Below are 24621 nucleotides of genomic sequence, written 5' to 3' on the forward strand. Positions count from 1 at the left end.
TGGTGCGGTGCACCAATTGTTTCGCCCACCGAACCCGAACGGTCTGTACGGTGCGCTCATCGGACCGACGTGATCTTTCGCACGTTCAGGAACGCTGAAATGGACTGTGCGGAGCGGGTTCTCGGAGCAGTTTCCGGCTTGTCGGTGCGAATCGCTACTCTGCCGACATGGTCAGTCCGGACTCGGCGGTGCGCCGTCTGATGCGCGATACGGGAAAGCTGCTGCAACCGTACGGGTTCGACGGCGCCGAGCCGAGCTGGGCGCGCATCGTCCCCGGCGGCGTCGCCCGGGTCGGGCGCACGCGGGCTACCCGCACCTGGACCGACGGGCAGCAGCTGCTGCGCTTCGGCCTGACCCTCAGCGCCACCCCGCTCGCCTGGTGGGAGTTCCGCAACTGGTGCGCCGAACGACTACTCCAGCCACCCATTCCACTCGACGAGGCCACCGGCCCCGGCCTGATTCCCGACGGCCTCGCCGCCGACGTGACCGAGTTGTGGTGTCTACGGACCGATCCCGAACAGCAGGGACACGCGCAATCCGGCGATATCGAAGCCATCCGCGCGCAGCTGCCCCGCCGCGTCCACGCCTACGCCCGCCGAGCCCTGCAACTCCTCGAACCGGACCGCTATCTCGACGAGCTCCTCGCCCTACCCGACCCCCACCCCCACATCTGGGCAGCGATCGCCATCCTGCTCACCGCCCACGGCCCAACCCCCCAACTCGACAACGCCATCGCCCACCTCCGGCTTTCGGGCACAACCGCGTCGCCGCACGCGGAAGACGTCATCGCCTACGTAGCAGCACGCACCGCCCTGGTCTGAGCTCGAGTGCGCCGCGGTTCGCGCGTCAGGAATACGTCCACCGGGTCCTCGGTGTCCAGGGTGAATCCGTGTCGCTCGTATAGGCGCCGGGCTGGGCTGCCCTGCAAGACATTCAGGCGGACGACGCTGTTTTCGCGGTCGCACTCTTCGAGCAGGGTGCTCAATACGGCCGTGCCGATTCCGCTGCCTTGCAGATGCGGTGCGAGGTAGAAGTGCTCCAGCCAGTGCACACCCGCCGCCGGGCGCAGGGCCACGCAACCGGCGAACTCTCCGTCCACCTCGATCACGCGGGTGTGCTCCGCGACGAATCCGTCGCGTAGTCGCTGGCGTACGCGCTGGCCGTCGTAGCGGCCGAGGCGGGTCAGGTCCGCCTCCAGCACCAGGGCCCGCAGTTCGGCCACCGCCTCGACATCCGCCGAGGTGGCCGGTCGAATCTCCCAGTCCGCCATGATCGCCAGGCTATCGCGCGCCGAAACGTCCACAGGACACGGCTATCCGATGGGGTAGGGCCTGGTGCGAGCCCATGCCTCACGGAGGGCGACCGCCGCGAGCACCACGGCCAGTGTCGCCACCGGCGTGGTGCCGAACCGCCGCTGGCCTCCCCACTTCCACTGGGGAGATCCGGTCCGGTCTTTCGTGCCATGATTCGATCGGTTGTTCGGAATCGGCGGTCGAGCCCCCGGCCGACGACTGGAACGACCTCTCGCACAACAGTTCTCGGTTTCCCGACCCGGTTGTGCCGCATCCTTGCGTATCTCCTCCGAAGTGAGGTCTGTTGTGAACCGTAAACGTAGTCTGCCCGTAGTTACCGCATGCCTCGTGCTGTCCCTCGGCGCCGGTTCGGTCGCCGCGGCGGCGCCCGTGTGGAGCGGGGAAGCCGGCAGTGTCAGTCAGTCTCAGCCCGCCGAGCCCTTCTGTTATGACGAAACGTCCAATCCGAAGGCCGATTTGAGCGATCTGGTGGCGCGGTTCAGCCGCGCGAACTGGATGCCGACCCTGCAGGCCATGTATCAGCGGCGCTGGCCGAGCGGGCAGAAGCTGGCGATCGCGCAGGCGAAGGATCAGTACTGGGATCAGTTCGTCGATACGAGCAACTTCAAGGCGTTCGCCGAGTCGATGATGGTCGCGATCCACGAGGAAACCCATATGTGGGACCTCGATGGGTCGCGCACCGAATGGGATGTGCGCACCGCGTCGTGGATCAACTCGACACGGCAGATCACCGGCATACCGCTGCACGGAGGTTTCCCCCGCAGGGAGATCCTGCCGTTGATCAAGGACAAGCTCAGCGACGATATGGACGGCATCTACCTGCGCGACCGCGAACAGGGCGACTATCACCTGCAGGGCGTGCTCGCGGAGTTGAACGCGGGCTTGATGGGCCTGCCCGCCGTGACTGTCGTGCAGGAGTACATCGAGGGGATCGGTGCGAGCAACGCCCGCGATATCGCCGCCACCAACCTCAGATACCTGCTGCTGTACCTGCGCGTCGCCAAGGATCGCCACGCCGACTACTGGGCCAAGATCAAGAACGAACCGGTCCTGCGCGACCTGGTGCTCATCCAATTCCTGCGCACCGCTTACTGGTTGGAGAAGTCCGCCCCCTATACCGGCAAGCTCGGCAGCCCCGACGCGGACAAGATCACCCAGACGAACTACAGCCCCGCGAACATCGCCATCCTGGAGGAGTTCACCGGTCGCAAGGTCCGTACCGACAGCCAGAAGAACTGCACCGCCTGACATCGGGTAGGGAAAATCCTACGGTTGACAGGTAGGGGAAAGCCTACCTATTGTCGTCGGCATGATGATTTCGCAGATCGGGAAGATCACCGCCTTCGTGGCGGATCAGGATCGGGCCAAGGCGTTTTATGTCGATGTACTGGGGTTTGCCGTGCGTGCCGACAATGTGTGGGGTGACAACCGGTGGCTCGAGGTCGGGCCGGGGGAGGCCGGGACCGCGATCATCCTGCACGCGCCGTTTCCCGGCGCGAGCGCGGGCAACCTGGCCGGTGTGATGGTGAACAGCCCGGATATCGACAAGGTGGTCGCTCGACTGCGTGACGCGGGCGCGGTCGTCGACGGGCCGACCGACGAGCAGTGGGGCAGGCAGGCCACGTTCTCGGATCCGGACGGCAATTCGTTCGTGCTGGTCGCGGATGGGCCACGGTGACAACCCTTTTCGACGCGCACGGCGTCACCGGGCGATTCGGTGACACCGCCGCGCTCGACGGTCTCTAGCTCGCCGCCGATCGACGGGCGTGCACACCGACCTGATCCTCGCCCGCGGGCGAACGGGCACACCGGCGGTTACTACGTCACGGCGGCGATCGCCCGGTGCCTCGGTATTCTCGTGCTCGCCTGCGCCGCCGCCCTCGTCCTGTTCCGGCGGTGGTGACCTCGACCGAACGAGAGCCCGATGCCGCAACGTCTGAAGTCCAGTACCACCGACCTGGTGTTCGGCGCGCTGGCCAACCCCACCCGCCGCGACATCCTGAACCTGCTGCTCGACGGTGAGCAGTCGGTGCATGACATCGCCGAGCGGTTCGACATGGCGCGGCCGAGCGTGTCCGAACACCTCAAGGTGCTGCGCGGCTGCGGACTCGTCGCGGAGGAGAAGCGCGGCAGGCAGCGCTTCTACCGGGTCGAGGCGCAGCCGCTGCACGACGTGCAGACCTGGCTCGAGCCGTTCGAACGCTTCTGGCGGGCCAGGTTGCGCGACCTCGGCGCGGTGCTCGACGCCATGCCCGACGAGTAGTGCCCATCGATACAGGGAGCGCGTGATGACCGATGATCCGACCTCGATCGTGCTCGACCAGTTCTACCCGCACCCACCCGCCAAGGTGTGGCGGGCGATCACCACGCCCGAGCTGATGGGGCAGTGGCTGATGGTGCCGATCGGCTTCGAACCCGTCGCGGGCAACCGCTTCCGGATGAAGGCCCGCCCGATGCCCGCGGTGAACTTCTCCGGCGAAGTCCGTTGCGAGGTACTGGAAGTCGTCGCCCCCGAACGCCTCAGCATTACCTGGAGCGACGCCGCCACGGTGCACGACACCGGCTGGACCGTCACCTGGGATCTGCACCCGGAAGGCCGCGGCACCCGAATGCTGCTCACCCACAGTGGTTTCGACCCCGACGACCCCACCTCCCAGCTGTCCCGCACCATCATGCGCGGCGGCTGGCCCGGCATCGTCACCCGCCTGGGCGCCGTACTCGACGCGGCAGGCTGACCCACTGTCCGCATTTCGCCGAGCGGCGAAGTCGGGCCTGCGGCCCGGTGACGATATGGCGTCAGGGGTGGCACCGATATCGGGTAGTTGGTGGCTGCGGGTTTCGATAGGATCGGCGACGTGCCGGGCGGTCGAACTCGGCGGATGAATTGCGGCTCGGGGGATTTCATGCGGATCAATGTCAAGGTGCTTGTGCGCGTGGCGGTTGTTGCCGTCGCGGTACTGGCGGCGGGGTGTTCGAATGATTACAACGATCAGCGGGGGAAGGGGGATGCTCCGGTCAAGGATGAGCGGGGGGACAACACTCCGGCGGAAGTGTTCAATATGCCGGATGGTTTCGGGAACATCGCGACCAAGTGTGTGGGGCATGGGTTTCGGGCCTATGTGACGACGAATGCCACTGGGCCGTCGAATATTCAGGTTGTTCCCGACGAGGCGTGCAAGGGGCAGCCATGAGGTGGGCGGCTGTCGTCGGCTGTGTGCTGCTGCTTTCGGTGGTGGGGTGCTCTCGGCAGTACTACGAGGAGCGTGGGAAGGCCGATGCGCCGGTTCGTGGTCAGGCGGGGGAGAACACCGCGGCCGAGGTTTACAACTTTCCGGACGGATTCGGCAACCTCGCGACGAAATGCGTCGGCAAAGGGCAGCGCGTGTACGGCACGACGAAATGGGTGTATCAGGACGACAAGCGCGTCGTCATCGTTCCGTCCAACGCCGTGATCGTCGCCGATCCTGGTTGCGCGGGCTGAGCGCCCCACCGCCGCACACCTTTCGATTTCCCGCACGGCGTATCGGCGCGGCGATTCGCTGTGCGGGATATCAGAAGGTGTGCGCGAAGGTGGGATGGCGTGCGTCCGGCGGATTGGGGAGAACGTGATGCGACGCCTCGGCGTTCTAGGGTGAGCCATGGCAGATGACCGAGACGAGTTGATCGTGGTCGATGCCGCGAACGTGGTCGGTTCGCGGCCCGACGGATGGTGGCGCGACCGCAGCGGCGCGGCGCGGCGGCTGCTCGAGCGGCTGACGTCGTTGCACGAGCGCCTGGATCGACCGGCCGAGATTGTCGTCGTGCTCGAAGGCGCGGCGAAAGCCGCGATGACCAGCGAGGCGGGGTTCGAAGGACTTCACATCGTGGCAGCGCACGGATCCGGAGACGACGCGATCGTCGACGTCGTGGCAGCGGCTGTCGAGAAGGACGGCCACCGATCGATCACCGTCGTCACGGCGGATCGCGGACTCCGCACCCGAGTCGAGGCACTCGGCGCCACCACCACCGGCCCCCGCTGGCTCCTCGACCAACTCGACCCCTAGCGCCCATCCACCGCGCACCCGGCGCACCGATTCCATCGCCGCGCAAGATAGAGCGCAGGATCCGCAGCGCGGCGCGAAAGTCAGTGCGCTGCATCCATCGGGCCGTACGGTCGGCGGATGCTCCCTGCGTCGTGCGTCCTGTGGCGCGCATCGTCCGAGCCGCTGCGCACCAGTTCGAGGGACGCGCACGGAGTTTCGCGGGATCCGCGGCACGGCGTGAATACCGGTGCGCGGCAGCGCCCGTCGAGTTCTGGCGGTCGACTGTGCGCTGGTGCGTAACACAGTGGCCGCCAGTGCGTGCGGCGCAAACCTGGACGGCCGATCATCAGGAACTGACGTAAGTAACGTGCGAGAGCGCAGTTACCTGAGTTCCGGATGATCGCCCGACCAGGTCAGGGATGGGGTGCGGTGGTGGAGCCGCGGACCGTCAGGGATGGCGGGAGCAGGACGGAGCGTGGGGGACGGTCCGGGCTGGTGATGGCGTCGAGGAGCATGCGGGCGGCTTCTTGGCCCAGCGCGTGGTGGGGGACGGCGACGGTGGTCAGTGGCGGGCGGAGTTTGTCGAGGAAGGGCATGCCGTTGAAGCCGACCACGCTGATGTCGGTGGGGCAGGCGATATTTCGTTCGGCGAAGACGTCGTAGCAGCCGAGAGCGATGAGGTCGTTGCCCGCGACGACGGCGGTGATGTCCAGGCCCGCGTCCAGGGCGGAGCGCAGGGCTACCGCGCCCGCCTCCTCGGTCCAGCTGTCGCACACCACGATTCGCGCGGGATCGGCGTCGAGGTCGTAGCGGCGCACGGCTTCCCGGAAAGCGAGCAGGCGATCGACGCCGGTCGAGGTGGTCTGCGGGCCCGCCAGGTGGAGTAGGCGGCGGTGGCCGAGGTCGGCGAGATGTTTGACGGCCAGGCCGACCCCCATGGCGTCGTCGGCCGCGACCGAACCGACGCCGAGATCCTCGGTGCGCCGGTTGACCAGCACCATCGGCACCCGCTGATCGTGCAGCTCGCGCAGCAGCGGATGGTCGAGCAGGGCGGTCGCGATGATCAGGCCCTCGGCTTGGCGGGAACGCAGCGACGCGATCTGGGATTTCTCGCGATCGGGCTGGTTGTCGGTGTTGACGATCAGGGTGCTGTAGCCGGCGGGGGCGAGCACATCCTCGATGCCGCGCACGATAGGCGGGAACAGTGGATTGGTGAGGTCGGGGATGACCAGGCCGACGGTGCCGGATTTCGCCGTCTTCAGGCCGCGCGCAATGGGATTGGGCCGATAGCCGAGCGCCTGGGCCGCCCGCAGCACGCGCCGCGCGGTATCCGGATTGACCAGGTTGCGGGATTCCGGATTCAGCGCGCGCGACGCGGTGGCGGTGTGCACGCCCGCCGCGTTGGCCACGTCGCGGAGCGTGGGTGGCTGCATGGGGTCATCCTATGGTGCTCGTCGCGAGGTCATATCCACCGCAGCGCGAGTGGTCCGGCCGTCGAGGAATTGCGTGTACGCGCCGGTTTGGCGTGGGGATTCATGTTCGCGCCAGTGCGAGTAGGCCAGTCGCTGGATCGGGGTCGAGGGCGCGGGCGAGGGCCGGGGTGGGGAGGTAGCGGCGGCGCAGGTCGATGACCGTGGCCAGGGCGGCCGGGTCGAACTCGGTGTGGTCGATCAATCCTTCGGTGGGGTGGCGGAGCCGATCCAGGTAGCGGGTGGCGAGGTCGCCGGAGAGATCGAGGAGAGTGGTTGCGGCGTCGCGCACTTGGTGATCGAGGTGTCCGGCGAGGATGGCGGCGGCGGTGGCGTGCAGTGCGTCGGCCAGGCGGTGCGCGGGGGCGAGGGCCTTGTCCCCGGCGACGGCGAGCACCGAGCCCAGGTATGGCGCGCACACCTCGGCGACGCTCGCGAAGCGCACGCAGCCGGCTTGTTCGGCGTGGAGTTCGTTGCCCGCGCCGAGCATAGTGGCGTCGCAGCGGCCGGCGAGAAGTGCTTCGAGGCGGCGGGGCGTCGAACCTAGCGTGGCGAGTTCGTATGTGTCCCTGTCGATTCCGAGTGATTCGGTGAGTGCGTACATGGCGAGGGCGAAGCCGGAGGTCGGCACGTCGACGCCGAGCGTGGCGCCGCGGAGCTGTGCCGGATCGGTCAGGCCGGGGCGGCCGTACAGTGCCAGGCCCATGCTGCGGTCGAGTCCTGCGACGATGCGGACGTCGGCGAGTTCGCCGAGCGGGTTGGCCGGGTCGTAGCGGTAGGCGAGCACGTTGTCGGGGCTGGTGAGGGCGATGTCGAGGTCGCCGTCCAGCAGGGCGCGGAACTGTCCGGGGGAGGAGCCCACCCGGACCTGTTCCACCGTCAGCTCTCGCGCCGCCAGAGTGCCCGCGTCCGCGGCCACCGCCAGGAGGACGGAAGGGGTGAACACTCCCACCGTGAGCGTCGTCCACACGATTGTCTCCTTTGCTTGATGCGCACCGCGATCTCGTCGGCGGGGTCGGCGCCGGTCTCGGGCATCCTTGGCGTCTCGACCTCGACCCTAGACTGCATTCGTTTGCATATCTAGTCCGAAACTGACTCTTGACTGACCGATCTATCAGGTCATATTTTGACTGCAAACGATTGCAAGGAGTTGCTGTGAGTCCCTCGAACAACCCGACGGTCGGCTGGATCGGCACCGGACGGATGGGCGCCGCGATGGCCACCCGCCTCGCCGTGGCAGGCCTGCCGGTGACCGTCTGGAACCGCACCAGGAGCAAGGCCGAACCGCTCACCGAGCACGGCTGCGCTGTCGCCGACACCATCGAGCAGTTGAGGGGGCTCGATGTGGTCTTCACGATGGTCTCCACCCCCGCCGATCTGGAGCAGGTGCTGCTCGGCCAGGGTGGACTGCTCGCGGATCCGGCCGCGCTGCCCGCCGTCGTGGTCGACTGCTCGACGGTGTCCACCGAATCGTCGGCGGGCATCCGCGCAGCCTGTGCCGCGCGCGGCGTCGGCTTCCTCGCCGCACCGGTCAGTGGCAATGCGAAAGTGGTCGGCGCGGGTGGCCTTTCGATCGCCGCGTCAGGTCCGCGGGAGCTCTACGACGAGGTCGCCCCGCTGCTCGGGCATCTCGGCAAGTCCGTCACCTACGTCGGTGACGACGATGTGGCCAGGCTGGTCAAGATCTGCCACAACCTGTTCCTCGGCGTGGTCACCCAGTCGATGGCCGAGATCACCGTGCTCGCGGAGAAGGGCGGGGTGTCGCGCGCGGCGTTCCTCGACTTCCTCAACAACAGCGTGATGGGCTCGGTGTTCACCAGGTACAAGACCCCCGCGTTCGTAAACCTGGACTACACACCGACTTTCACGCCGATCCTGTTGCGCAAGGATTTCGACCTCGGCCTGGCCGCGGCCCGGCGCCTCGATGTGCCGATGCCGGTGGCGGCGGCGACCGCGCAACTGGTGCAGGCGAGCGTCGGCAGCGGCCGGGTCGACGAGGACTTCGCGATACTGCTGGATCTGCAGGCGCAGGCCTCGGGGCTGACGCTGAAACCCGAGCACGCGGTGGTCGACGACGGACTCGGCGCGCAGGCATGAGCACGGTCGAGATCTCGCGGCAGGCAGGCACTCTCGCGCCGATGGCGGCGCCAGGGCATATGGGAGTCGACTACGAGCAGCGCGTCGATTTCGACCGGCTGCGCGCCTACCGGCTGGCCCGCGCCAAGGCGGCGCTCGCGAGCAGCGACTGCGGCGCCTTCCTGCTGTTCGACTTCTACAACATCCGCTACACCACCCAGACCTGGATCGGTGGTGCGTTGGGCGACAAAATGACTCGCTACGCGCTGCTGACCCGCGACGGCGAGCCGATGCTGTGGGACTTCGGCTCCGCCGCCCGGCACCACCGGCTGTACTCGCCGTGGCTGCGGCCGCAGGACTGTCACGCGGGCATGCTCGGCCTGCGCGGCGCGATCGCGCCGACGGCCGGGCTGATGGAATCGGCGGTCCGCCAGATCAAGGGCCTGCTGATCGATGCGGGCGTGGCCGGCGCGCCGGTCGCGGTGGATATCGTCGAGCCGCCGTTCCTGTTCGAGATGCAGCGGCAAGGGCTGCGGGTGGTCGATGCCCAGCAGCTGATGCTCGACGCGCGCCAGATCAAATCGCCGGACGAGATCATGCTGCTGACCCAGGCCGCCGCCATGGTCGACGGCGTCTACCAGGACATCGTCGAGGCGCTCAAACCCGGTGTGCGCGAGAACGACATCGTCGCACTCGCCAACAAGCGGCTCTACGAGCTGGGTTCCGATCAGGTCGAGGCGATCAACGCGGTCTCGGGTGAGCGGTGTAATCCGCACCCGCACAACTTCTCCGACCGCATCATCCGCCCGGGCGATCAGGCGTTCTTCGACATCATCCACTCGTTCAACGGCTACCGCACCTGCTACTACCGCACCTTCGGGGTCGGCAGCGCGACGGCGAGCCAGCGCGACGCCTACACCAGGGCCAGGGAATGGATGGACGCCTCGATCGCCCGCATCGCACCGGGTGTCGGCACCGATGAGGTCGCCGCCGCATGGCCCGCCGCCACCGAATTCGGCTTCGAGAACGAAATGGCCGCGTTCGGCCTGCAATTCGGGCACGGCCTCGGGCTCGGCCTGCACGAGCGGCCGATCATCTCCCGGCTCAACAGCATGCGCGAGCCGGTGCAGCTGCAGACCGGGATGGTGTTCGCCTTGGAGACGTATTGCCCTGCCTCCGACGGCTTCTCGGCCGCCCGCATCGAAGAGGAGGTGGTCGTCACGCCGGACGGCCCGCGCGTCCTCACCCTGTTCCCCGCGCAGGACCTCGTGGTCGCCAACCGCTACTGAAGGTGAATTCCGATGGGTGTCAATACACTTGAACTACTCGCCGACCTGTACATCGGCGGCGCGGCGGTCGCGGCGTCCGACGGCGGCCGGTTCGACGTCCTCGATCCCGCGGCGGGACAGCCGATCACCTCGGTCGCCGACGCGACGGTCGCCGATGCCGCCGACGCGGTGGACGCGGCCGCCGCTGCCGCGGCGGCGTGGGCGGCCACCCCGGACCGGGAGCGAGCCGAAATCCTGCGCCGCGCCTACGATCTCATGACCGAGCGAGCCGAGGAGCTGGCCGGGCTGATCACGCTGGAGAACGGCAAATCGTTCGCGGACGCACGCGGCGAGGTGGCGTACGCGGCCGAATTCTTCCGGTGGTACTCCGAGGAGGCGGTGCGCGCCAGGGGCGAGCTGCTGCGCGCGCCCGCGGGCGGAAACCGAATTCTGGTGGCCCGCCAGCCCGTCGGGATCTGCGTGCTGGTGACGCCGTGGAACTTCCCCGCCGCCATGGCCACCCGCAAGATCGGGCCCGCCCTCGCCGCGGGCTGCACGGTGGTGCTCAAACCGGCCAGCGACACCCCGCTCACCGCGCTCGCGCTCGGGCAACTGCTGTCCGAGGCGGGCGTGCCGCCGGGTGTGGTGAATGTGTTGCCCAGCAGGCGATCCGGTGCCGTTGTAGCCGCGATGCTGAGCGATCCGCGGGTGCGCAAGCTGTCGTTCACCGGCAGCACCGAGGTCGGCCGGGTACTGCTGGCCGAGGCGGCGCGCCACGTCACCAACACCTCGATGGAACTCGGCGGCAACGCACCGTTCCTGGTGTTCGCCGACGCGGACCTCGAGGCCGCGGTCGAGGGCGCGCTGGTGGCGAAGATGCGCAACGGCGGCCAAGCCTGCACCGCCGCCAATCGCTTCTACGTCGAATCCGCGATCGCCGCGGACTTCGCGGAGCTACTGGCGCAGCGGATGTCGGCGCTGCGGGTCGGTCCTGGATCCGACGCGCACAACCAGGTCGGGCCGCTGATCAACGCCGAGGCGGTGGCCAAGGTGGACGAGCTCGTGCGCGGCGCGCTCGCCGCGGGCGCCGAGGCGCTGACGGGCGGGCAGCGCGGCGACGGGTGCTACTACCCGCCGACCGTGCTGCGCCACGTGCCGCCCGACGCGGCGATCCTCACCGAGGAGATCTTCGGCCCGGTCGCGCCGATCGTCGAATTCACCGACGAGGCCACCGCGCTCGCGCTGGCCAACCGGACCGAACACGGGCTGGTCTCCTACGTCTACACCGGTGATCTCGCACGCGGGCTGCGGGTGAGCGAGGCGATGGAATCGGGCATGGTCGGCCTGAACCGCGGGCTGGTCAGCGATCCCGCGGCGCCGTTCGGCGGGGTGAAACAGAGCGGCCTCGGCCGCGAGGGCGGCCACGACGGGCTGCTCGAATACCTCGAGTCGAAATACATCGCCGTTCAATGGTGATCGAGGGGGCGATCGCGAAAGAACGCCTTGCCGTTCGGGTAGGACACCAGCTCGAACTGCATGCCCCACGGCGCGAGGAAATAGATCCACCGATTCCCCTCGCCGGGACCGGTGCTGGCCGTCGGCTCGCCCAGCACCGTAACCCCTTGCTCGCGCAGATATTTCACCGCGAGGTCCAGATCGTCGACGTAGAGCGCGACGTGATGGCCGCCGTGATCGCTGTTGGCGGGCAGCACCGGATTCTGGTCCGGCGCACGGTATTGGAACACCTCGAACACCGCCTGATCCCCGCAGCGGAAGAAGCGCAGCTGCTCCATCACCGCCCGTGGATGCACATTCAGATGTCGGCGCATCCAGTCGCCGTCGTCGCGGAACGGCCCCATCGGGAACAGGTATTCGCAGCCGAGCACGTCCACCAGGAACCGGCTCGCCTGCTCCAGATCGGGCACCGTGAACCCGATGTGATCCAACCGGCGCACGCCAGGAATCGCCATATCAACCTCCCGAATCGACTGGCTGCGAACGCTAGCCACGCCCCGTGCGCCACGGCCATGGGTGTGTTGCGTTTTCCACAACGACACCTTGGAGATCGTCATGACCAAGTACAACCGGCTCGCGGCCGCCGCACCGTGGGTGGAACTCGTTGCCACCAACGAGGATTGGGATGAGGCCGCACCGGACCTGCTGCGCACCATGCTCGCCCAGCTCGTGCTGATCCGCGCCTTCGAGGAGTACGTGCTCGAACTGGCCGCCGCCGGATTGGTACACGGGCCCGCGCATTCCAGCATCGGCCAGGAGGGCGGTGCCGTCGGTTCGGTGCTCGCGCTGACCAGCGAGGACGCGATCAACGGCTCGCACAGGGGCCATCACCAGTTCCTGGCCAAGGCGCTCGGCCATGTCGCGCCGAAGGGGATCGACCCGGACGCGCCGCACACCGAGGAGGTCAGGCAGGTGCTGCTGCGTACCCTCGCCGAAATCTGCGGCCTGGACCGGGGTTTCAGCCACGGTCGCGGCGGTTCCATGCATCTGCAATGGAAGCCGGCAGGTGCGATGGGTACCAACGCCATCGTGGGCGGCGGTGTGCCGCAGGCGGCCGGATTCGCCTGGGCGCGTAAACAATCCGGCTCCGACGCGGTCGCGGTCACCTACTTCGGCGACGGTGCGATCAATATCGGCTCGACGCTCGAGACGTTCAATCTCGCCGCGGCATGGAAATTGCCGATCTGCTTCTTCATCGAGAACAACCAGTACGCGGTGGCCACCTCGGTCGCGGAGGCGACGGGGGAGCCGCGGCTGTCCGCGCGCGGGCTCGGGTTCAACATCCCGAGCTGGCGGGTGGACGGGATGGATCCGCTCGCCGTGCACCTGGCGATGCGAGAAGCGCTGGCGCACATGCGTTCCGGTAGCGGGCCGACGATGATCGAGGCCGACACCTACCGCTTCTTCCATCAGAGCGGCACCTTCCCCGGCAGCGCCTACGGCTATCGCTCCAAGGAGGAGGAGAAGCGGTGGCGCGAACGCGATCCCGTCACTCAGCTGTCGGGGCACCTGATCCGGCGCGGCCTGATGAGCCGCGCCGAGATCGACGCGACCGTCGCCCGCGCCAAACATGTGCTCGCCGAAACCGGTGACCTGCTGCTGGAGGACGCACCGGACACCAGGGCGGGCAGGCGCATCAAGACGACGGAGTGGCCGGACCCCGCCTTCGCGGATATCGGTGTGCGCGGCGACCTTTCGGAATTCGACGGCGCGCCGCTCGCCGATCGCGACAGCTACACCGGGCGGCTCGCCGAGCAGAGGTTCATCGAAGCGGTCGCCGCGGTGATGGCGCGGCGCATGGAAACCGACCCCGGCATCGTGGTGCTCGGCGAGGACATCCACCGGCTCAACGGCGGTACCAACGGCGCGACCCGCGGGCTCGTCGAACGCTTCGCCGACCGGGTGCTCGGCACCCCGATCAGCGAGAACTGCTTCGCGGGCCTCGGCGGCGGCATCGCCATCGACGGCCGGTTCACTCCCGTCGTCGAATTCATGTACGCCGACTTCATGTGGGTGGCCGCCGACCAGCTGTTCAACCAGATCGCCAAGGCGCGCCACATGTTCGGCGGCGGTGGCGCGATGCCGCTGGTGCTGCGCAGCAAAGTCGCGATGGGCACCGGGTACGGCTCCCAGCATTCGATGGACCCGGCGGGGATCTTCGCGACCGCGCCCGGCTGGCGCATCGTCGCGCCGAGTACACCGTTCGACTATGTGGGGCTGATGAATTCGGCGCTGCGCTGCCAGGATCCGGTGGTCGTCCTCGAACACGTCGACCTGTACGCCTCGAAGGGCCAAGGGCCGGTGGATGATCTGGACTACTGCATCCCCGTCGGATCGGCGGCGGTGCGCCGTAGCGGTTCCGCCGTCACCGTCCTCACCTACCTGGCGATGGTGGATTACGTGCTCGCGGCGGTGGATTCGGTGGACGTCGACGCCGAGGTGATCGACCTGCGCTGGCTCGACCGCGCCAGTATCGACTGGGACACCATCGAGGCCAGCATCAAGAAGACCAACATCGTGCTCATCGCCGAACAGGGCGCGCTCGGCACGTCCTACGGCGCCTGGCTGGCCGACGAGATCCACCGCCGCTACTTCGACTGGCTCGACCACCCCGTCCAGCGGGTCACCGGCCGCGAAGCGTCGCCGAGCATCAGCAAGGTGCTCGAGCGCGCCGCCATCGCCCGCACCGAAGAGGTCGCCGCCGCACTCACCGAAATAGCGAGGTTCTGACCATGATTCAGCACGAGACCGGCCCCCGAACGTTCGCCAGCCCGCTGGCCCGCCGGATGGCGTCGGACGCGGGACTTCCCCTCGCCCAACTCACGGGAACAGGCCCGGCGGGCAGGGTGGTGCGTCGTGACGTAGCGGAAGCGACCACCCTGCATAACTCAACCGCGCAACTCGCCGGAACGGGCCCGGCGGGCGGGATGGTGCGCCGTGATGTGGCGGAGGCGATCGGCCTATGGGACTCGGCCGCGCAACTCCCCGGAACGGGCCCGGCGGGCGGGATGGTGCGTCGCGACGTGGCGGACGCGACCGCCCTGCGGAACCCGGCGCACGCCGATGTGGCGGAAGGCCAGGCGTCGCCGACAGTCCGGCCGACGTCACCGACCGCTCACCTGGCGGCACCGACCGTCCAGCTGCGGCGTGCGGTGCGGGTCGATCCACTGATCGCACTGTGCGAACAGCTGTCGGAACCGGGCGCGCCCCGAATCTCGATGGAGGACCTGCTGGTCAGGGCGTCGGTGCGCACACACGCGGTGGTGCCCGGCCTGGACGACGGTGGATTCGGCGTGCTGCACCTCGGTGACTACGACGTCGAGGAGGTCGCCGGACTCGGTGGCCATGGTCGCACCGCGGTACTCGGCCTCGGCACGGCACGGCCGGAAGCGGTCGTGGTCGATGGCGCGCTGGATATCGCGACGGTAGTGCGCTGCACGTTGACCGTGGACGCCACAGTGGTAGATGTCGTGCTCGCCGCCCGCTGGCTGTCCGCCTACGTCACCAGGGTCGAGTATCCCGCCAGGATCCTCACCTGACCTTCGGCGAGGTCAGCACGAGCCGTGAGATCGGTCGAGCGCAGTCGAATGGCCGTGCGACATGCCGCAAACGAGGGCCATTCGACTGCGCTCGACGAACGAAGCGGCCCGATGGCGGCGTGCTACCCGGACGGGGCGCCGGCTGCGAAAGCTCCGTGGCCGGGCTCGTATTCGATCTAGGCTCGGAGTGCGTCGATGTCGACAAAGAGCGGGTGGTGCGTGATGTCACCGTGGAATGCGGAAACAGGGTTGCTCGGCAGTCCGCTGCTCTATGGCCTGGCGCCGGAGGCCGTCGCGGACTTTCTCGCCATCGCCGAGCGGCGCGTGTACGCGGCCGGTGATCGGTTGTTCCACGAGGGTGAGTGTCCCGAGGGCGTCTTCGTCCTCGCCTCGGGCAAAGTGAAGGTCACCCGGCCGGGCCCGGATGGCAAGGACATCATCTTCACCATGGCGGGCGCCGGAAATCTGCTCGGCGAGCTCGCCGTTTTCGACGGTGGCGTCCGCCATGCCGACGCCACCGCCGTGCGCGAGACCGTCGCGGCACTGGTGCCGATCCCGCGGATGCGCGAATGGCTCGATCGCTATCCCGCGGCCTCGTTCCGCATGATGCGGCTGCTGGCCGAGCGGGTGCGCCGGATGAACGACCGCCTCGAGGATATGGCGGGTGTCGACGTGGCGACCAGGGTGGCCCGCGCGCTGGTCGAGCACACCGCCCGGTTCGGCAGGCACACCGTCGACGGTGTGCGGCTGCGCTTGGACCTGAGCCAGGACGAGCTGGCCCACCACGTGCGCGCCTCGCGGGAGCGGGTCAACCAGGTGCTGGTGGAGTTCGCCCGGCGCGGCTGGATCCGCAGGGACGGTGAGGAATTCGTGGTGCTCGACGCCGATGGCCTGACGCGGCGGGCGCGCTACCGGCCGGAGACCGCCCAGCGGCGGCCGTCCGTACCGGAGCGCGCCCGTGGCAGGCGGCCGGGTCACGAGGTCCCTGGCAGCAGGAAGCCGGAGACGTCGAGGGGTTTGTCGAGCAGCCCGTAGGCGCGCATCAGCTCGGCCATCCGCTGCACCTCGGATTTCGTTGCGGCGAGATCGGTTTCGACGTACTTGTTGATCGCGACCCGGTCGGTGATCTTGGCGTCGATGGTGGTGAACTTCGGCAGCGCCGCCCGGACCGCGCCGGGATCGGCGTTGGCGAACTTGGCCGCCTTCACCAGCGCCCGCTGAAAGCCGGCCAGCACGCCAGGATTCGCGGCGGCGAACCGGTCGGACACCACGTAGCCGCCCACCAGATGCCCGGCCAGTTCGCCCGCGGTCGCGTCCAATACCGGTCGCGCGCCGAGCTCTTCGATCATCAGGGTGCGGAACGGATCGCTGGTGCATGTCCCCGCGACCTCACCGGAGCTGAGCACGGTTGCGTGCTCGGGCGGTGCGACCGGGGTGAAGGCGATGCTGTCCTGCGGCAGCCCGAGCGCCTTCAGTGCGGCACGGATGCTGACGATGCAGATGGTGTTGGGGGACAACACCGCGACCTTCTTGCCGACGAGATCCTTCAGCTCGCGGGCGGGAGAATCCTTGGGCACCAGCAGTTGCTGCGCGCCGTCGACACCGAGGTCGGTGACGGCGACCAGGCGGATGCGCAGGCCCTTGCCGTAGGCGTTGAGCGCGCTCACCACATTCGTCCAGGCCATGTCGACCTGTCCGCCGATCACCGACTCGATGGTGCTGCCCGCGCCGAGATCGACATCGGCGGCGATATCGAGGCCCTCCTGTGCGAAATAGCCGTTCTCCATGGCGATGTGCAGTGGCACGTTGCTGACGTTGGCCGGGCTGCTGATGCGCACCCTGGCGCGGCCGTCGGCGCCGGTCGCGGCCGGGTCGCTGCCCGCGCAGCCGGTGGCGAGGGCGAGGCAACAGGCCAGGGCGGCCCCGGCGGCGAGGCGAATGCGATGGTGGCGGAACATGGTTCGGATCCTCCGGTTCACTGGGTTACCGCGGTGCGCGCGGTCTGGCGGGACGGTTCGGCGGCCTGCCGGATGAGCTGCGCCAATTCGCTGCGCTGGCGCACGAATTCGGGCAGCGATTTGGTGGCGATCTGATCGCGCTCGGCGGGCAGGTCGATCTCGACCTCGGCGAGCACCGCGCCGGGGGAGCGGCGCAGCACCACCACCCGGTCGGCGAGATAGACCGATTCGTCGATGTCGTGGGTGACGAACAGGATCGTCATCCCGAATTCCGCCCGCACCCTGCGGGTCAGATCCTCCAGCCCGGCCCTGGTCTGGGCGTCCACCGAGGCGAACGGCTCGTCCATCAGCAGCACCCTCGGCTGATAGGCCAGCGCCCTGGCGATGGCGACGCGCTGCTGCATACCGCCGGACAGCTGCCAGGGATAGCGATCGGCCTTGTCCGCCAGGCCCACCGCGGCCAGCGACTGCTGAACCCGCTGCCGCCGTTCGACTTTCGTCAGCGGCAGGGTCCGCAACGGGAATTCGACGTTGCGCCCGACCCGCATCCACGGGAACAGCGATCGGCTGTAGTCCTGGAACACCACCGCCAGCCCTTCGGGCACGCCGGTGACGTCCTCGCCGAGCACCCGCACCCGGCCCGCGCTCGGCGGCACCAGGCCGGCGACACAGCGCAGCAGCGTGGTCTTTCCGCAGCCGGACGGGCCGACGACGGCGACCAGCTCACCCGCGCCCACCTCGAAGGACACGCTCTGTAGCGCGATGTGGGTGCCGGCGCCGGTGCCGTAGGTCTTGGCGAGGTTGTCGATCGCGAGATCGGCCATGGTCGTCCTCCTGTGCGTCATTGCGTTGTGGGACAGTCACTGTGTGGGGCAAGGGGGTTACCCCTGGGCGGAGATATTGCGGTGCCAGGCGAGCACGCGGGCCTCGACCGCGAGGAAGCCGACGTTGAGCAGGTAGCCGATGAGGCCGAGCAGCACGATGGCGGCCCACATGTCCACCACGTCGAAGCCGCGCTGCGCGTTGATCAGGAAGTGGCCGAGCCCGTTGTCGGACAGCAGCCACTCGGAGAGCACCATGAGGATGAGCGACAGCGACAGGGTGACCCGCATACCCGCCGCGATCTTCGGCAGCGCCGCGGGAATGATGATGTGCAGGAACCTGGTTCGCATCGAGAGGTGAAATGCCCGCGCCGTCTCGTGATAGGCGGGCGGCACCGCGCGCACGCCCTGTAGCGTGTTCAGCAGTACCGGCCAGATGCAGCCGAAGGCGATGAGCCCGATCCGCATGACATCGCTCGCGCCGAACACCAGCAGGAACACCGGGACGATCGCGGGTTTCGGCAGTGAGCGCAGGAAGTTCACCGGTGGATCGAGATAGCCTGCGGCCCTGGCCCATTGGCCCGCGACGAGTCCGACGGCGATCCCGACGAACGCGCCGAGTAGCCAGCCGCCGATAGCACGCGCGACGCTCGGCACGGCATCGGCCCAGAACGCGTCGGTGAGCAGGCCGTGCGCGATGGGGCCGCTGAACCACAGTTCCCTTGCCCGCCCGATGATCTCGACCGGCGGCGGGAAGAACGGCGATTGTGCGCGCACGGTCACCCACTGCCAGAGCAGCACGACCAGCACGGCCGGTGCGATGCGCACCAGCGCGCGGCCCGCCACGCCCATCCAGCGTGGGTGTTCTCGTGGCCCCGCGGCATGTCCGATCGGCACCGCGGCGCCTTCTGCCGAATGATCGATCGGCGCGCTGTTGATTGTCTGTTCGCTCATGCCCCGACCTCCCTGGTGCTCGGCTCCGATGCGTGCTCGCACAGGATTCGCCTATTCATGACGCGCCTCGCGTATCCCAGGCCACCAAACGCTCAGTAGCCGCCGTGACCAGCATGTTCAGCCCGTATCCGAGGACACCGGCCAGCACGACGGCCGCGAACACCACATCGGCGTGGAACCCGGCGTAGCTGGCCCGCAGGATGAAGTACCCGACCCCCTCGTGCGAGCCGACCGCGATCTCGGCGGCGATGGCGACCGTAAGCCCGGTGGACAGTGCCAGCCGCAATCCGGTGAGCATCAGCGGTAATGCACTGGGTAGCACCACGCGCCGCCAGCGCATCAGCGTCGGAACGCGGAAGCTGTGCGCGGTTTCGATCGCGACCCGGTCCACCGCTTGCACGCCGTACATGGTGTTGAACAGCAGCGGCCACACCGTCACGAAAACCACCACGGTGACCTTCATTTCGAGTCCCTGCCCGAGTATCAGCACCAGCAGTGGGATGATCGCGATGCCGGGCACCGAGCGCAGCGAATCGATGATCGGGGTGAACGCGGTGGCCGCGAGCCGGTACGAGCCGAGGATCACCCCGAGCGGCACCGCGATCACGGCGGCGACGCCGACCCCGGATACCAGCGCGGTGAGCGTCGCCGCCACCTCGCGCAGGAAGGCCGGATCCACCAGCAGCGTCAGCGCTTTCGGCAGGATCACGCTGGCGGGCGGAAAGAGCTTGGGGTCGACCAGTTCCAGCCGCGCGAAGCCCTCGAATGCCAGGGTTACCAAGCCCGCCCCGGCCACGCCCCTGGCGAGGGCGATCAGTGCCCGTGCGGCTTTCGGCCGATCGGGCGCCCCGGTGCGCCGTGCGGCGCCCCGTGGCGTGGTGGCCAGTGCGTTCATCGGGCCTCCTCGACCGTGCCGCGCCTGCGACTGCCGCTGACCGCGAGGCCTGCGAGCACGCCGACGCCGAGAACCACCGCGCCCCGGCTCATTCCGTCCCACGGCGCGTCGAGCATCGCGTCGGCCGACCAGGCGCCGGGACCGGCGAACGCCACACAACAGGTGGCCGCCAGCAGGACCAGTTCGTACTCGAACCCGTTGTTCCTGCGGGACAAGCCGTTCGGCAGGTGCAGCAGCAGAATGTTGACGAAGGCGCCGATCAGCATCAGCGCCGCGAGCGGCGTGGCGAGCCCGAGGGCGAGTAGTACACCGCCCGCCGTCTCGGTGCCGCCCGCGACGGCGGCCATCAGGCGTGGCGGCCGATAGCCCTGACTGGTGAAAAACCTGGTGGCGCCGTCGAGTCCGTCGGCGCCCCACCAGCCGAACAGTTTCTCGGTGCCGTGGTAGGCCATGACGAGGCCGACGATCACGCGGACGATGAGCAACCCGACTTCCACGGCTGCCCTCCCTTTCTGAACCGGATTACGAACGGGGTGTGGCGAATTCGGGCAGCACCTCCTCCAGGAACAGCCGCAGCGAGCGGTCGGCCACCTCGGTGGACATGAAGCCGTAGTTGAAAAGCAGCGCCATATGCCTGATCCCGATCGCCTCGTACTCGCGGATCTGCTCGCGTACCGCCGCCGGGTCGCCGATGATCATGGCGTGGCTGAGGAACTCGTCCGGCTTCTGCGGCGTGACGCCGACGACGCTGCGCATGTGCTCGGCATCGCGGATGTTGGAGACCAGCCCGAAGCTGCGCTTCTGATGGTCGGCCATGAGCACCAGGCGTTCCCGGATATCGCGTTCGGCCTCGGCGCTGGTCTCGGCCAGGTACACCTGCTTCTGCACCATGCTCCAGTCGAGGCGCTCCTCGACCATGCCGGTCGCCAGACCCGAAGTGCGCAGCGACTTCTCATACACCCGCCACCGGTCGGCCAGTGCGGCGGGCGTCTCGCGGGCGGTGAACAGGTACCACCCCTTGCGGCCGGTCCATTCGGCGCCGGAATCGCTCTGGGTGGCCCTGGCGAACGGTGGATGCGGACGATGGAAGCCCGACGGCATGATTCGGGTGTGCAGTGTGCCGCGCTCGAAGGTCGTCGCCCACTCCAGTGGCGCGTCCTCGAGCGTCTTGCCGAGCGCGGCCTCGAGTATCTCCAGGTTGTGCATCATGTCGGTATGCCTGGCGCCGGGATCACGGCCGAGTCCGGCGTATTCGACCGGTGAGCCGCCCGCCGCGAATCCGACGATCAGCTCACCGCGGGTGAGCACGTCGAGCAGATTGCATTTCTGCGCCAGCCGCAGCGGATTGTGCAGCGGCGGAACCGCTACGGCCAGTGAGAATTTCGTGCCCGCCGGGGTCTGCGGCGCCAGGTGCGCGGCGAACATGAAGTTGTCGCCGTAGGTGTTGTAACCGGAGAAGTGGTGCTCGGTGAGCGCGACACCGTGGAACCCCGCCGCGGTGGCCTCGAGCGCCTGCCGGGTGAGGGTTTCGATGATCGGCACGTCCTCCTGGGGACCGCGCGTCTGGGCGTTCAGGTAGATCGAAAAACGCATGTGGTGTCACTCTCTTGATCTCGGGAGGGTACTGCAATCGTTTGCGGAATGGTCGAGTATCGATGGCCCGCTGAGTTGCCGGCAGCTGGTGTGGCCGCTCGGCGACACCGACCCGCCGCTGTCAGATGGTGGCTGGATGCGGCGTGTCGCGCGGCGTTCGACTGCGCTCGGCGGACGAATGGGGCTGGAAGCCGGAGTAGTGGTGGCGGTGGTAGAGGAGGGGGTCGGCGTCGGGGTGGTGTTCGCCGTCGGTGATCAGGCCCAGCACGATGAGGTGGTCACCGGCGTGGACGGTGCGGTAGACCTCGCAGATCGCGTGGGCGACTACGCCTTCGGTGAGGATGGGGATGCCGTGCGGGCCGGGGGTCCACGGCACACCGGCGAATCGGTCGGGCGCGTCGCCGGCGAATCGGTCCGACAGCCAGGCCGCGTCGGCGGCCAGGATGTTCACGCCGAAGGTGGCGCGCTGCAACAGTGCGCCGAGCGTGCGCGAGGTGGTGTCGAGGCAGGCGAGCAGGAGCGGCGGCACCCGGGACAGTCCGCAGACCGCGCCCGAGGTCATGCCGACCGGTCGCCCCGCCGCATCGAGTGTCGTCAGGACGCACACCCCGGTCGGCAGTGAACCGGCCAGTGCGCGGAAATGATCCGCACCGACACCGCGCGCTGCCGGATCCTGTCCCCGCGCTCCGACGGGTGGTCCAGAAGCTGCGCTACTCGTAGCCGCGGCACTCGCCATGGCGACCTCCTCGCATTCGGTTGATGCGGGAAGTCTGCGACGCGGGGCCCGGCCTCGGATACGGCGTTGTGCAGCTTTGCACAGGGCATTGCCGCACCGGTCCGTGCGGGCCTGGGATGGTCAGATGAACGACCGAAACCAGCTCGGCGTCACCACGCCTCGAGCCGTCGAATCCGCCGCCGGCCACACAGAGGCGACACCGGGAAGTGCTGCCGTGGGCCCACCGAGCACGGTGGGCACGCCGAGTGCGAGTGCGGGTGCTGTGCCGAGTGTGGGTGCTACGTGGCCGGATCCCAGGGGGCTGGTGGCGACCGCGCTACCGGCCCGGTTTGCCAGGCCCGGCTATACCGAGCGTGAACTGCGCAATATCGAGCTGATACTCGCTCTCCGGGCCGCCTCGTTCGCGCAGCGCAAGCGCTTCATGCATCCGCAATTGCGGCATCACAGAAGGGGTTTCGGTGGATTGGCCACCATGACCGGCCTCGGTGCGGACGGCTACACCGCGCGGTCCATCGGCGATCGGGTGGACACCGTGGAAGATATCGTCGCCAAGGACGATCGGGTCTGGGCGGTGTGGACGCTGCGCGGTACGCATACCGGCCCGCTGTTCGGAATCCCGGCCACGGGACGGAAATTGGCGATCCTGGAGGCGGGCATCTGGCGCATCGAGGGCGAATTGGTCGCGGAAGCCTGGTTTTTCGGCGACGAACTTGCCCTGCTCCAGCAGCTCGGTGTGCAGGTGGAGTTGCGCTGAGTCGAATCCGCCCGCTGAGTCGACCCGCTCCGCTGACTATCGACCCGCTCCGCTGAGCGGATTGTCCCCGCGGAGCCGATCCATCCGCTGAGCTGACTCGCTTGAGCCGATCTACTTGGCCGAGCGGATTCACTTCGCCGAGCTGAGCCGATCCGCTTCACCGATCCGCTTCGCTGAGCCGATCCGCTTCGCCGATCCGCTTCGCTGAGCCGATCCGCTTCGCCGATCCGCTTCGCCGATCCGCTTCGCCGATCCGCTGAGCCGATCCGCTTCGCTGAGCCGCCGAGCCGATTCGCCGAGCCGATTCGCCGAGCGGATTCACTCTCCTGAGCGGATTCACCCCGCTGAGACCATCCATCCCACTGGGGCCACTCATCTCACTGAGCGCACCCAGCAGCCCGACCACGGTCGATTCGGGAGGTGATCCAAGAGTTCGCCGACCGGTTCGCGGGAGCCCGGAGGGGGCGGGTTCACGCGGGCACCGGTCGGCGTGGGGAGGCGATCGTTGCCGACCGCGAAGGCCGCGACGCCGAGCCGCCTCGGAGTTGCCCGGCGTCGATGGCACGTGCCGGGGTCACCAGCACGAGTTCTGTTACTACACTTGCTTATTCGGTCGATAGGACCGCTTCGTCTCCCTGGCTGGGGTTCAGCTCGCGTAGGCGCGCAGCCGGTCGGCCCGCTCACCCTTGCGCAGCTTCGACATGACCTCACGCTCGATCTGGCGGACCCGCTCGCGGGACAACCCGAACAGCTTGCCGATCTGGTCGAGGGTGCGCGGCTGGCCGTCGTCCAGGCCGAAGCGCAGCCGGATGACCTGCTGTTCGCGCTCGTCCAGGGTGGCGAGCACGCTGCGGACATCGTGGTGCAGCAGTCCGGCGATCACCGCGGATTCGGCCGAGGTGGCCTCGGAATCCTCGATGAAGTCGCCGAGCGGGGCCTCTTCGTCGTTGCCGACCGGCATGTCCAGGCTTACCGGATCGCGGCTGTGGTCGAGCAGATCGGAGATCTTGTCGACCGGGATGCCGGATTCGTTGGCCAGCTCTTGGTCGGTGGCCTCGCGGCCCAGCTGCTGATGCAGTTCACGCTTGATCCGCGCCAGCTTGTTCACCTGTTCGACCAGGTGCACTGGCAGGCGGATGGTGCGGCTCTGGTCGGCCATACCGCGGGTGATGGCCTGACGGATCCACCAGGTGGCGTACGTGGAGAACTTGAAGCCCTTGGCGTAGTCGAACTTCTCCATGGCCCGGATCAGGCCGAGGTTGCCTTCCTGGATGAGGTCCAGCAGCGGCATGCCGCGGCCGGTGTAGCGCTTGGCGAGCGAGACCACGAGGCGGAGGTTGGCTTCGAGCAGATGCGACCGCGCGGTCTGGCCTTCGCGCACGATGGCGGCCAGGTCGCGCTTGCGGGTGGCCGACAGCCGTTTGCCGGTCTCCAGCAGGTGCTGAGCATAGAGGCCCGCCTCGATGCGCTTGGCCAGCTCGACCTCGTCGGCAGCCGTGAGCAGTGCGGTGCGGCCGATCCCGTTCAGGTACACGCGTACCAGGTCGGCGGCAGGGCTCTGGGCGTCGAGGTCCGATTCGCTGATGCGCACACGAGTGGTGGCGGGGCTTGTCATGACTTGCCTCCTGTCGGTGGTGTCTCACTCCGATCAACGGAACCGACAAGGAGAAAGTTCCCGGATACGGCTGTCGTAAACCGCTCTGAACTG

The 24621-nt window shown here is 68.2% G+C and carries 27 protein-coding genes; 15 read left to right on the forward strand and 12 right to left on the reverse strand.

What is annotated here, in order from left to right:
• Window positions 1-167 precede the first annotated feature (167 nt).
• Window positions 168-821 (forward strand): hypothetical protein, encoded by a 654-nt coding sequence (locus ACIG5A_RS38125; protein ID WP_397249295.1) that lies wholly within the window; start codon window positions 168-170, stop codon window positions 819-821.
• Here the strand turns inward: ACIG5A_RS38125 and ACIG5A_RS38130 are convergent.
• The gene (locus ACIG5A_RS38130) at window positions 791-1270 is read right to left on the reverse strand and encodes a GNAT family N-acetyltransferase (RefSeq protein ID WP_397249297.1); all 480 of its coding nucleotides are present in this window, start codon (window positions 1268-1270) and stop codon (window positions 791-793) included. The genes ACIG5A_RS38125 and ACIG5A_RS38130 overlap by 31 nt on opposite strands.
• Before the next feature lie 328 nt (window positions 1271-1598).
• On the opposite strand from ACIG5A_RS38130, the gene ACIG5A_RS38135 reads away from it, so the two are divergent.
• The 7 genes from ACIG5A_RS38135 to ACIG5A_RS38165 all read left to right on the forward strand — a co-directional run bounded on the left by ACIG5A_RS38135 (window position 1599) and on the right by ACIG5A_RS38165 (window position 5356).
• A complete protein-coding gene (locus ACIG5A_RS38135) occupies window positions 1599-2561 on the forward strand; it encodes a hypothetical protein (RefSeq protein ID WP_397249299.1) in 963 nt (320 codons plus the stop codon).
• Window positions 2562-2622: 61 nt separating this feature from the next.
• Window positions 2623-2991 (forward strand): VOC family protein, encoded by a 369-nt coding sequence (locus tag ACIG5A_RS38140; protein WP_397249301.1) that lies wholly within the window; start codon window positions 2623-2625, stop codon window positions 2989-2991.
• A 246-nt stretch (window positions 2992-3237) separates the two neighbouring features.
• Window positions 3238-3576, forward strand: coding sequence for an ArsR/SmtB family transcription factor (locus ACIG5A_RS38145; protein WP_397249303.1), 339 nt, complete (start codon window positions 3238-3240; stop codon window positions 3574-3576).
• Between the two features lie 25 nt (window positions 3577-3601).
• Window positions 3602-4048 (forward strand): SRPBCC domain-containing protein, encoded by a 447-nt coding sequence (locus ACIG5A_RS38150; RefSeq protein WP_397249305.1) that lies wholly within the window; start codon window positions 3602-3604, stop codon window positions 4046-4048.
• A 168-nt stretch (window positions 4049-4216) separates the two neighbouring features.
• Window positions 4217-4504, forward strand: a complete 288-nt coding sequence (locus tag ACIG5A_RS38155) for a hypothetical protein (protein WP_397249307.1) — start codon at window positions 4217-4219, stop codon at window positions 4502-4504.
• Window positions 4501-4794 (forward strand): hypothetical protein, encoded by a 294-nt coding sequence (locus tag ACIG5A_RS38160; protein ID WP_397249309.1) that lies wholly within the window; start codon window positions 4501-4503, stop codon window positions 4792-4794. Before ACIG5A_RS38155 ends, ACIG5A_RS38160 begins: the two co-directional genes overlap by 4 nt.
• A 157-nt stretch (window positions 4795-4951) precedes the next feature.
• Window positions 4952-5356 carry a hypothetical protein gene (locus tag ACIG5A_RS38165; RefSeq protein WP_397249311.1) on the forward strand — a complete coding sequence of 135 codons (405 nt, stop codon included), beginning with the start codon at window positions 4952-4954 and terminating at the stop codon, window positions 5354-5356.
• A gap of 392 nt (window positions 5357-5748) precedes the next feature.
• Here the strand turns inward: ACIG5A_RS38165 and ACIG5A_RS38170 are convergent, their stop codons facing one another.
• Complete coding sequence (locus tag ACIG5A_RS38170) at window positions 5749-6768, reverse strand: LacI family DNA-binding transcriptional regulator (RefSeq protein WP_397249313.1); 1020 nt, start codon at window positions 6766-6768, stop codon at window positions 5749-5751.
• Window positions 6769-6868: 100 nt separating this feature from the next.
• The gene (locus ACIG5A_RS38175; RefSeq protein WP_397249315.1) at window positions 6869-7774 is read right to left on the reverse strand and encodes an ABC transporter substrate-binding protein; all 906 of its coding nucleotides are present in this window, start codon (window positions 7772-7774) and stop codon (window positions 6869-6871) included.
• Between the two features lie 185 nt (window positions 7775-7959).
• Here ACIG5A_RS38175 and ACIG5A_RS38180 point away from each other — a divergent pair, with 185 nt between their 5' ends.
• From ACIG5A_RS38180 to ACIG5A_RS38190, 3 genes are read left to right on the forward strand one after another with little or no spacing between them, the layout of a single operon-like run.
• Window positions 7960-8901, forward strand: a complete 942-nt coding sequence (locus ACIG5A_RS38180) for an NAD(P)-dependent oxidoreductase (protein ID WP_397249317.1) — start codon at window positions 7960-7962, stop codon at window positions 8899-8901.
• Complete coding sequence (locus ACIG5A_RS38185; protein ID WP_397249319.1) at window positions 8898-10169, forward strand: M24 family metallopeptidase; 1272 nt, start codon at window positions 8898-8900, stop codon at window positions 10167-10169. Before ACIG5A_RS38180 ends, ACIG5A_RS38185 begins: the two co-directional genes overlap by 4 nt.
• Window positions 10170-10181: 12 nt before the next feature.
• On the forward strand, window positions 10182-11624 hold the full coding sequence (locus tag ACIG5A_RS38190; protein WP_397249321.1) for an NAD-dependent succinate-semialdehyde dehydrogenase: 1443 nt from the start codon (window positions 10182-10184) through the stop codon (window positions 11622-11624).
• Here the strand turns inward: ACIG5A_RS38190 and ACIG5A_RS38195 are convergent.
• Complete coding sequence (locus ACIG5A_RS38195; protein ID WP_397249323.1) at window positions 11615-12118, reverse strand: VOC family protein; 504 nt, start codon at window positions 12116-12118, stop codon at window positions 11615-11617. The two genes, ACIG5A_RS38190 and ACIG5A_RS38195, sit on opposite strands and share 10 nt — an antisense overlap.
• A 100-nt stretch (window positions 12119-12218) precedes the next feature.
• Between ACIG5A_RS38195 and ACIG5A_RS38200 the strand changes: the two genes are divergently transcribed.
• From ACIG5A_RS38200 to ACIG5A_RS38210, 3 genes are all read left to right on the forward strand, one after another.
• On the forward strand, window positions 12219-14393 hold the full coding sequence (locus ACIG5A_RS38200) for a thiamine pyrophosphate-dependent enzyme (protein WP_397249325.1): 2175 nt from the start codon (window positions 12219-12221) through the stop codon (window positions 14391-14393).
• Window positions 14394-14395: 2 nt separating this feature from the next.
• On the forward strand, window positions 14396-15202 hold the full coding sequence (locus ACIG5A_RS38205; protein ID WP_397249327.1) for an E3 binding domain-containing protein: 807 nt from the start codon (window positions 14396-14398) through the stop codon (window positions 15200-15202).
• Window positions 15203-15397: 195 nt separating this feature from the next.
• Window positions 15398-16237 carry a Crp/Fnr family transcriptional regulator gene (locus ACIG5A_RS38210; RefSeq protein WP_397249329.1) on the forward strand — a complete coding sequence of 280 codons (840 nt, stop codon included), beginning with the start codon at window positions 15398-15400 and terminating at the stop codon, window positions 16235-16237.
• Here ACIG5A_RS38210 and ACIG5A_RS38215 read toward each other — a convergent pair.
• The 7 genes from ACIG5A_RS38215 to ACIG5A_RS38245 form a co-directional block, all read right to left on the reverse strand.
• Window positions 16177-17160: an ABC transporter substrate-binding protein gene (locus tag ACIG5A_RS38215; protein WP_397249331.1), complete on the reverse strand. Its 984-nt coding sequence runs from the start codon at window positions 17158-17160 to the stop codon at window positions 16177-16179. The genes ACIG5A_RS38210 and ACIG5A_RS38215 overlap by 61 nt on opposite strands.
• Before the next feature lie 17 nt (window positions 17161-17177).
• Complete coding sequence (locus ACIG5A_RS38220) at window positions 17178-17984, reverse strand: ABC transporter ATP-binding protein (protein WP_397249333.1); 807 nt, start codon at window positions 17982-17984, stop codon at window positions 17178-17180.
• Between the two features lie 57 nt (window positions 17985-18041).
• Window positions 18042-18935 carry an ABC transporter permease gene (locus tag ACIG5A_RS38225; RefSeq protein ID WP_397249335.1) on the reverse strand — a complete coding sequence of 298 codons (894 nt, stop codon included), beginning with the start codon at window positions 18933-18935 and terminating at the stop codon, window positions 18042-18044.
• 55 nt (window positions 18936-18990) lie between these two features.
• The gene (locus tag ACIG5A_RS38230) at window positions 18991-19830 is read right to left on the reverse strand and encodes an ABC transporter permease (RefSeq protein ID WP_397249337.1); all 840 of its coding nucleotides are present in this window, start codon (window positions 19828-19830) and stop codon (window positions 18991-18993) included.
• On the reverse strand, window positions 19827-20327 hold the full coding sequence (locus ACIG5A_RS38235) for a DoxX family protein (protein ID WP_397249339.1): 501 nt from the start codon (window positions 20325-20327) through the stop codon (window positions 19827-19829). Before ACIG5A_RS38235 ends, ACIG5A_RS38230 begins: the two co-directional genes overlap by 4 nt.
• A gap of 25 nt (window positions 20328-20352) precedes the next feature.
• On the reverse strand, window positions 20353-21423 hold the full coding sequence (locus tag ACIG5A_RS38240; RefSeq protein ID WP_397249341.1) for an LLM class flavin-dependent oxidoreductase: 1071 nt from the start codon (window positions 21421-21423) through the stop codon (window positions 20353-20355).
• Window positions 21424-21544: 121 nt separating this feature from the next.
• On the reverse strand, window positions 21545-22159 hold the full coding sequence (locus ACIG5A_RS38245) for a flavin reductase family protein (RefSeq protein ID WP_397249343.1): 615 nt from the start codon (window positions 22157-22159) through the stop codon (window positions 21545-21547).
• 124 nt (window positions 22160-22283) lie between these two features.
• Here ACIG5A_RS38245 and ACIG5A_RS38250 point away from each other — a divergent pair, with 124 nt between their 5' ends.
• Window positions 22284-22913: an ester cyclase gene (locus tag ACIG5A_RS38250; protein WP_397249345.1), complete on the forward strand. Its 630-nt coding sequence runs from the start codon at window positions 22284-22286 to the stop codon at window positions 22911-22913.
• Window positions 22914-23559: 646 nt separating this feature from the next.
• Here ACIG5A_RS38250 and ACIG5A_RS38255 read toward each other — a convergent pair.
• Window positions 23560-24528 (reverse strand): sigma-70 family RNA polymerase sigma factor, encoded by a 969-nt coding sequence (locus ACIG5A_RS38255; RefSeq protein WP_397249347.1) that lies wholly within the window; start codon window positions 24526-24528, stop codon window positions 23560-23562.
• Window positions 24529-24621 lie beyond the last annotated feature (93 nt).

The organism is Nocardia sp. NPDC052566 (assembly GCF_044547285.1).
Classification (GTDB): Bacteria; Actinomycetota; Actinomycetes; order Mycobacteriales; family Mycobacteriaceae; genus Nocardia.

Excerpts from the sequence above, each read along its gene's own strand:
- ACIG5A_RS38125 (WP_397249295.1), top strand. The coding sequence starts at position 168 with ATGGTCAGTCCGGACTCGGCGGTGCGCCGTCTGATGCGCGATACGGGA.
- ACIG5A_RS38130 (WP_397249297.1), bottom strand. The coding sequence starts at position 1,270 with ATGGCGGACTGGGAGATTCGACCGGCCACCTCGGCGGATGTCGAGGCG.
- ACIG5A_RS38140 (WP_397249301.1), top strand. The coding sequence starts at position 2,623 with ATGATGATTTCGCAGATCGGGAAGATCACCGCCTTCGTGGCGGATCAG.
- ACIG5A_RS38145 (WP_397249303.1), top strand. The coding sequence starts at position 3,238 with ATGCCGCAACGTCTGAAGTCCAGTACCACCGACCTGGTGTTCGGCGCG.
- ACIG5A_RS38150 (WP_397249305.1), top strand. The coding sequence starts at position 3,602 with ATGACCGATGATCCGACCTCGATCGTGCTCGACCAGTTCTACCCGCAC.
- ACIG5A_RS38155 (WP_397249307.1), top strand. The coding sequence starts at position 4,217 with ATGCGGATCAATGTCAAGGTGCTTGTGCGCGTGGCGGTTGTTGCCGTC.
- ACIG5A_RS38160 (WP_397249309.1), top strand. The coding sequence starts at position 4,501 with ATGAGGTGGGCGGCTGTCGTCGGCTGTGTGCTGCTGCTTTCGGTGGTG.
- ACIG5A_RS38165 (WP_397249311.1), top strand. The coding sequence starts at position 4,952 with ATGGCAGATGACCGAGACGAGTTGATCGTGGTCGATGCCGCGAACGTG.
- ACIG5A_RS38170 (WP_397249313.1), bottom strand. The coding sequence starts at position 6,768 with ATGCAGCCACCCACGCTCCGCGACGTGGCCAACGCGGCGGGCGTGCAC.
- ACIG5A_RS38185 (WP_397249319.1), top strand. The coding sequence starts at position 8,898 with ATGAGCACGGTCGAGATCTCGCGGCAGGCAGGCACTCTCGCGCCGATG.
- ACIG5A_RS38190 (WP_397249321.1), top strand. The coding sequence starts at position 10,182 with ATGGGTGTCAATACACTTGAACTACTCGCCGACCTGTACATCGGCGGC.
- ACIG5A_RS38195 (WP_397249323.1), bottom strand. The coding sequence starts at position 12,118 with ATGGCGATTCCTGGCGTGCGCCGGTTGGATCACATCGGGTTCACGGTG.
- ACIG5A_RS38200 (WP_397249325.1), top strand. The coding sequence starts at position 12,219 with ATGACCAAGTACAACCGGCTCGCGGCCGCCGCACCGTGGGTGGAACTC.
- ACIG5A_RS38205 (WP_397249327.1), top strand. The coding sequence starts at position 14,396 with ATGATTCAGCACGAGACCGGCCCCCGAACGTTCGCCAGCCCGCTGGCC.
- ACIG5A_RS38210 (WP_397249329.1), top strand. The coding sequence starts at position 15,398 with ATGTCGACAAAGAGCGGGTGGTGCGTGATGTCACCGTGGAATGCGGAA.
- ACIG5A_RS38215 (WP_397249331.1), bottom strand. The coding sequence starts at position 17,160 with ATGTTCCGCCACCATCGCATTCGCCTCGCCGCCGGGGCCGCCCTGGCC.
- ACIG5A_RS38220 (WP_397249333.1), bottom strand. The coding sequence starts at position 17,984 with ATGGCCGATCTCGCGATCGACAACCTCGCCAAGACCTACGGCACCGGC.
- ACIG5A_RS38225 (WP_397249335.1), bottom strand. The coding sequence starts at position 18,935 with ATGAGCGAACAGACAATCAACAGCGCGCCGATCGATCATTCGGCAGAA.
- ACIG5A_RS38230 (WP_397249337.1), bottom strand. The coding sequence starts at position 19,830 with ATGAACGCACTGGCCACCACGCCACGGGGCGCCGCACGGCGCACCGGG.
- ACIG5A_RS38240 (WP_397249341.1), bottom strand. The coding sequence starts at position 21,423 with ATGCGTTTTTCGATCTACCTGAACGCCCAGACGCGCGGTCCCCAGGAG.
- ACIG5A_RS38245 (WP_397249343.1), bottom strand. The coding sequence starts at position 22,159 with ATGGCGAGTGCCGCGGCTACGAGTAGCGCAGCTTCTGGACCACCCGTC.
- ACIG5A_RS38250 (WP_397249345.1), top strand. The coding sequence starts at position 22,284 with ATGAACGACCGAAACCAGCTCGGCGTCACCACGCCTCGAGCCGTCGAA.
- ACIG5A_RS38255 (WP_397249347.1), bottom strand. The coding sequence starts at position 24,528 with ATGACAAGCCCCGCCACCACTCGTGTGCGCATCAGCGAATCGGACCTC.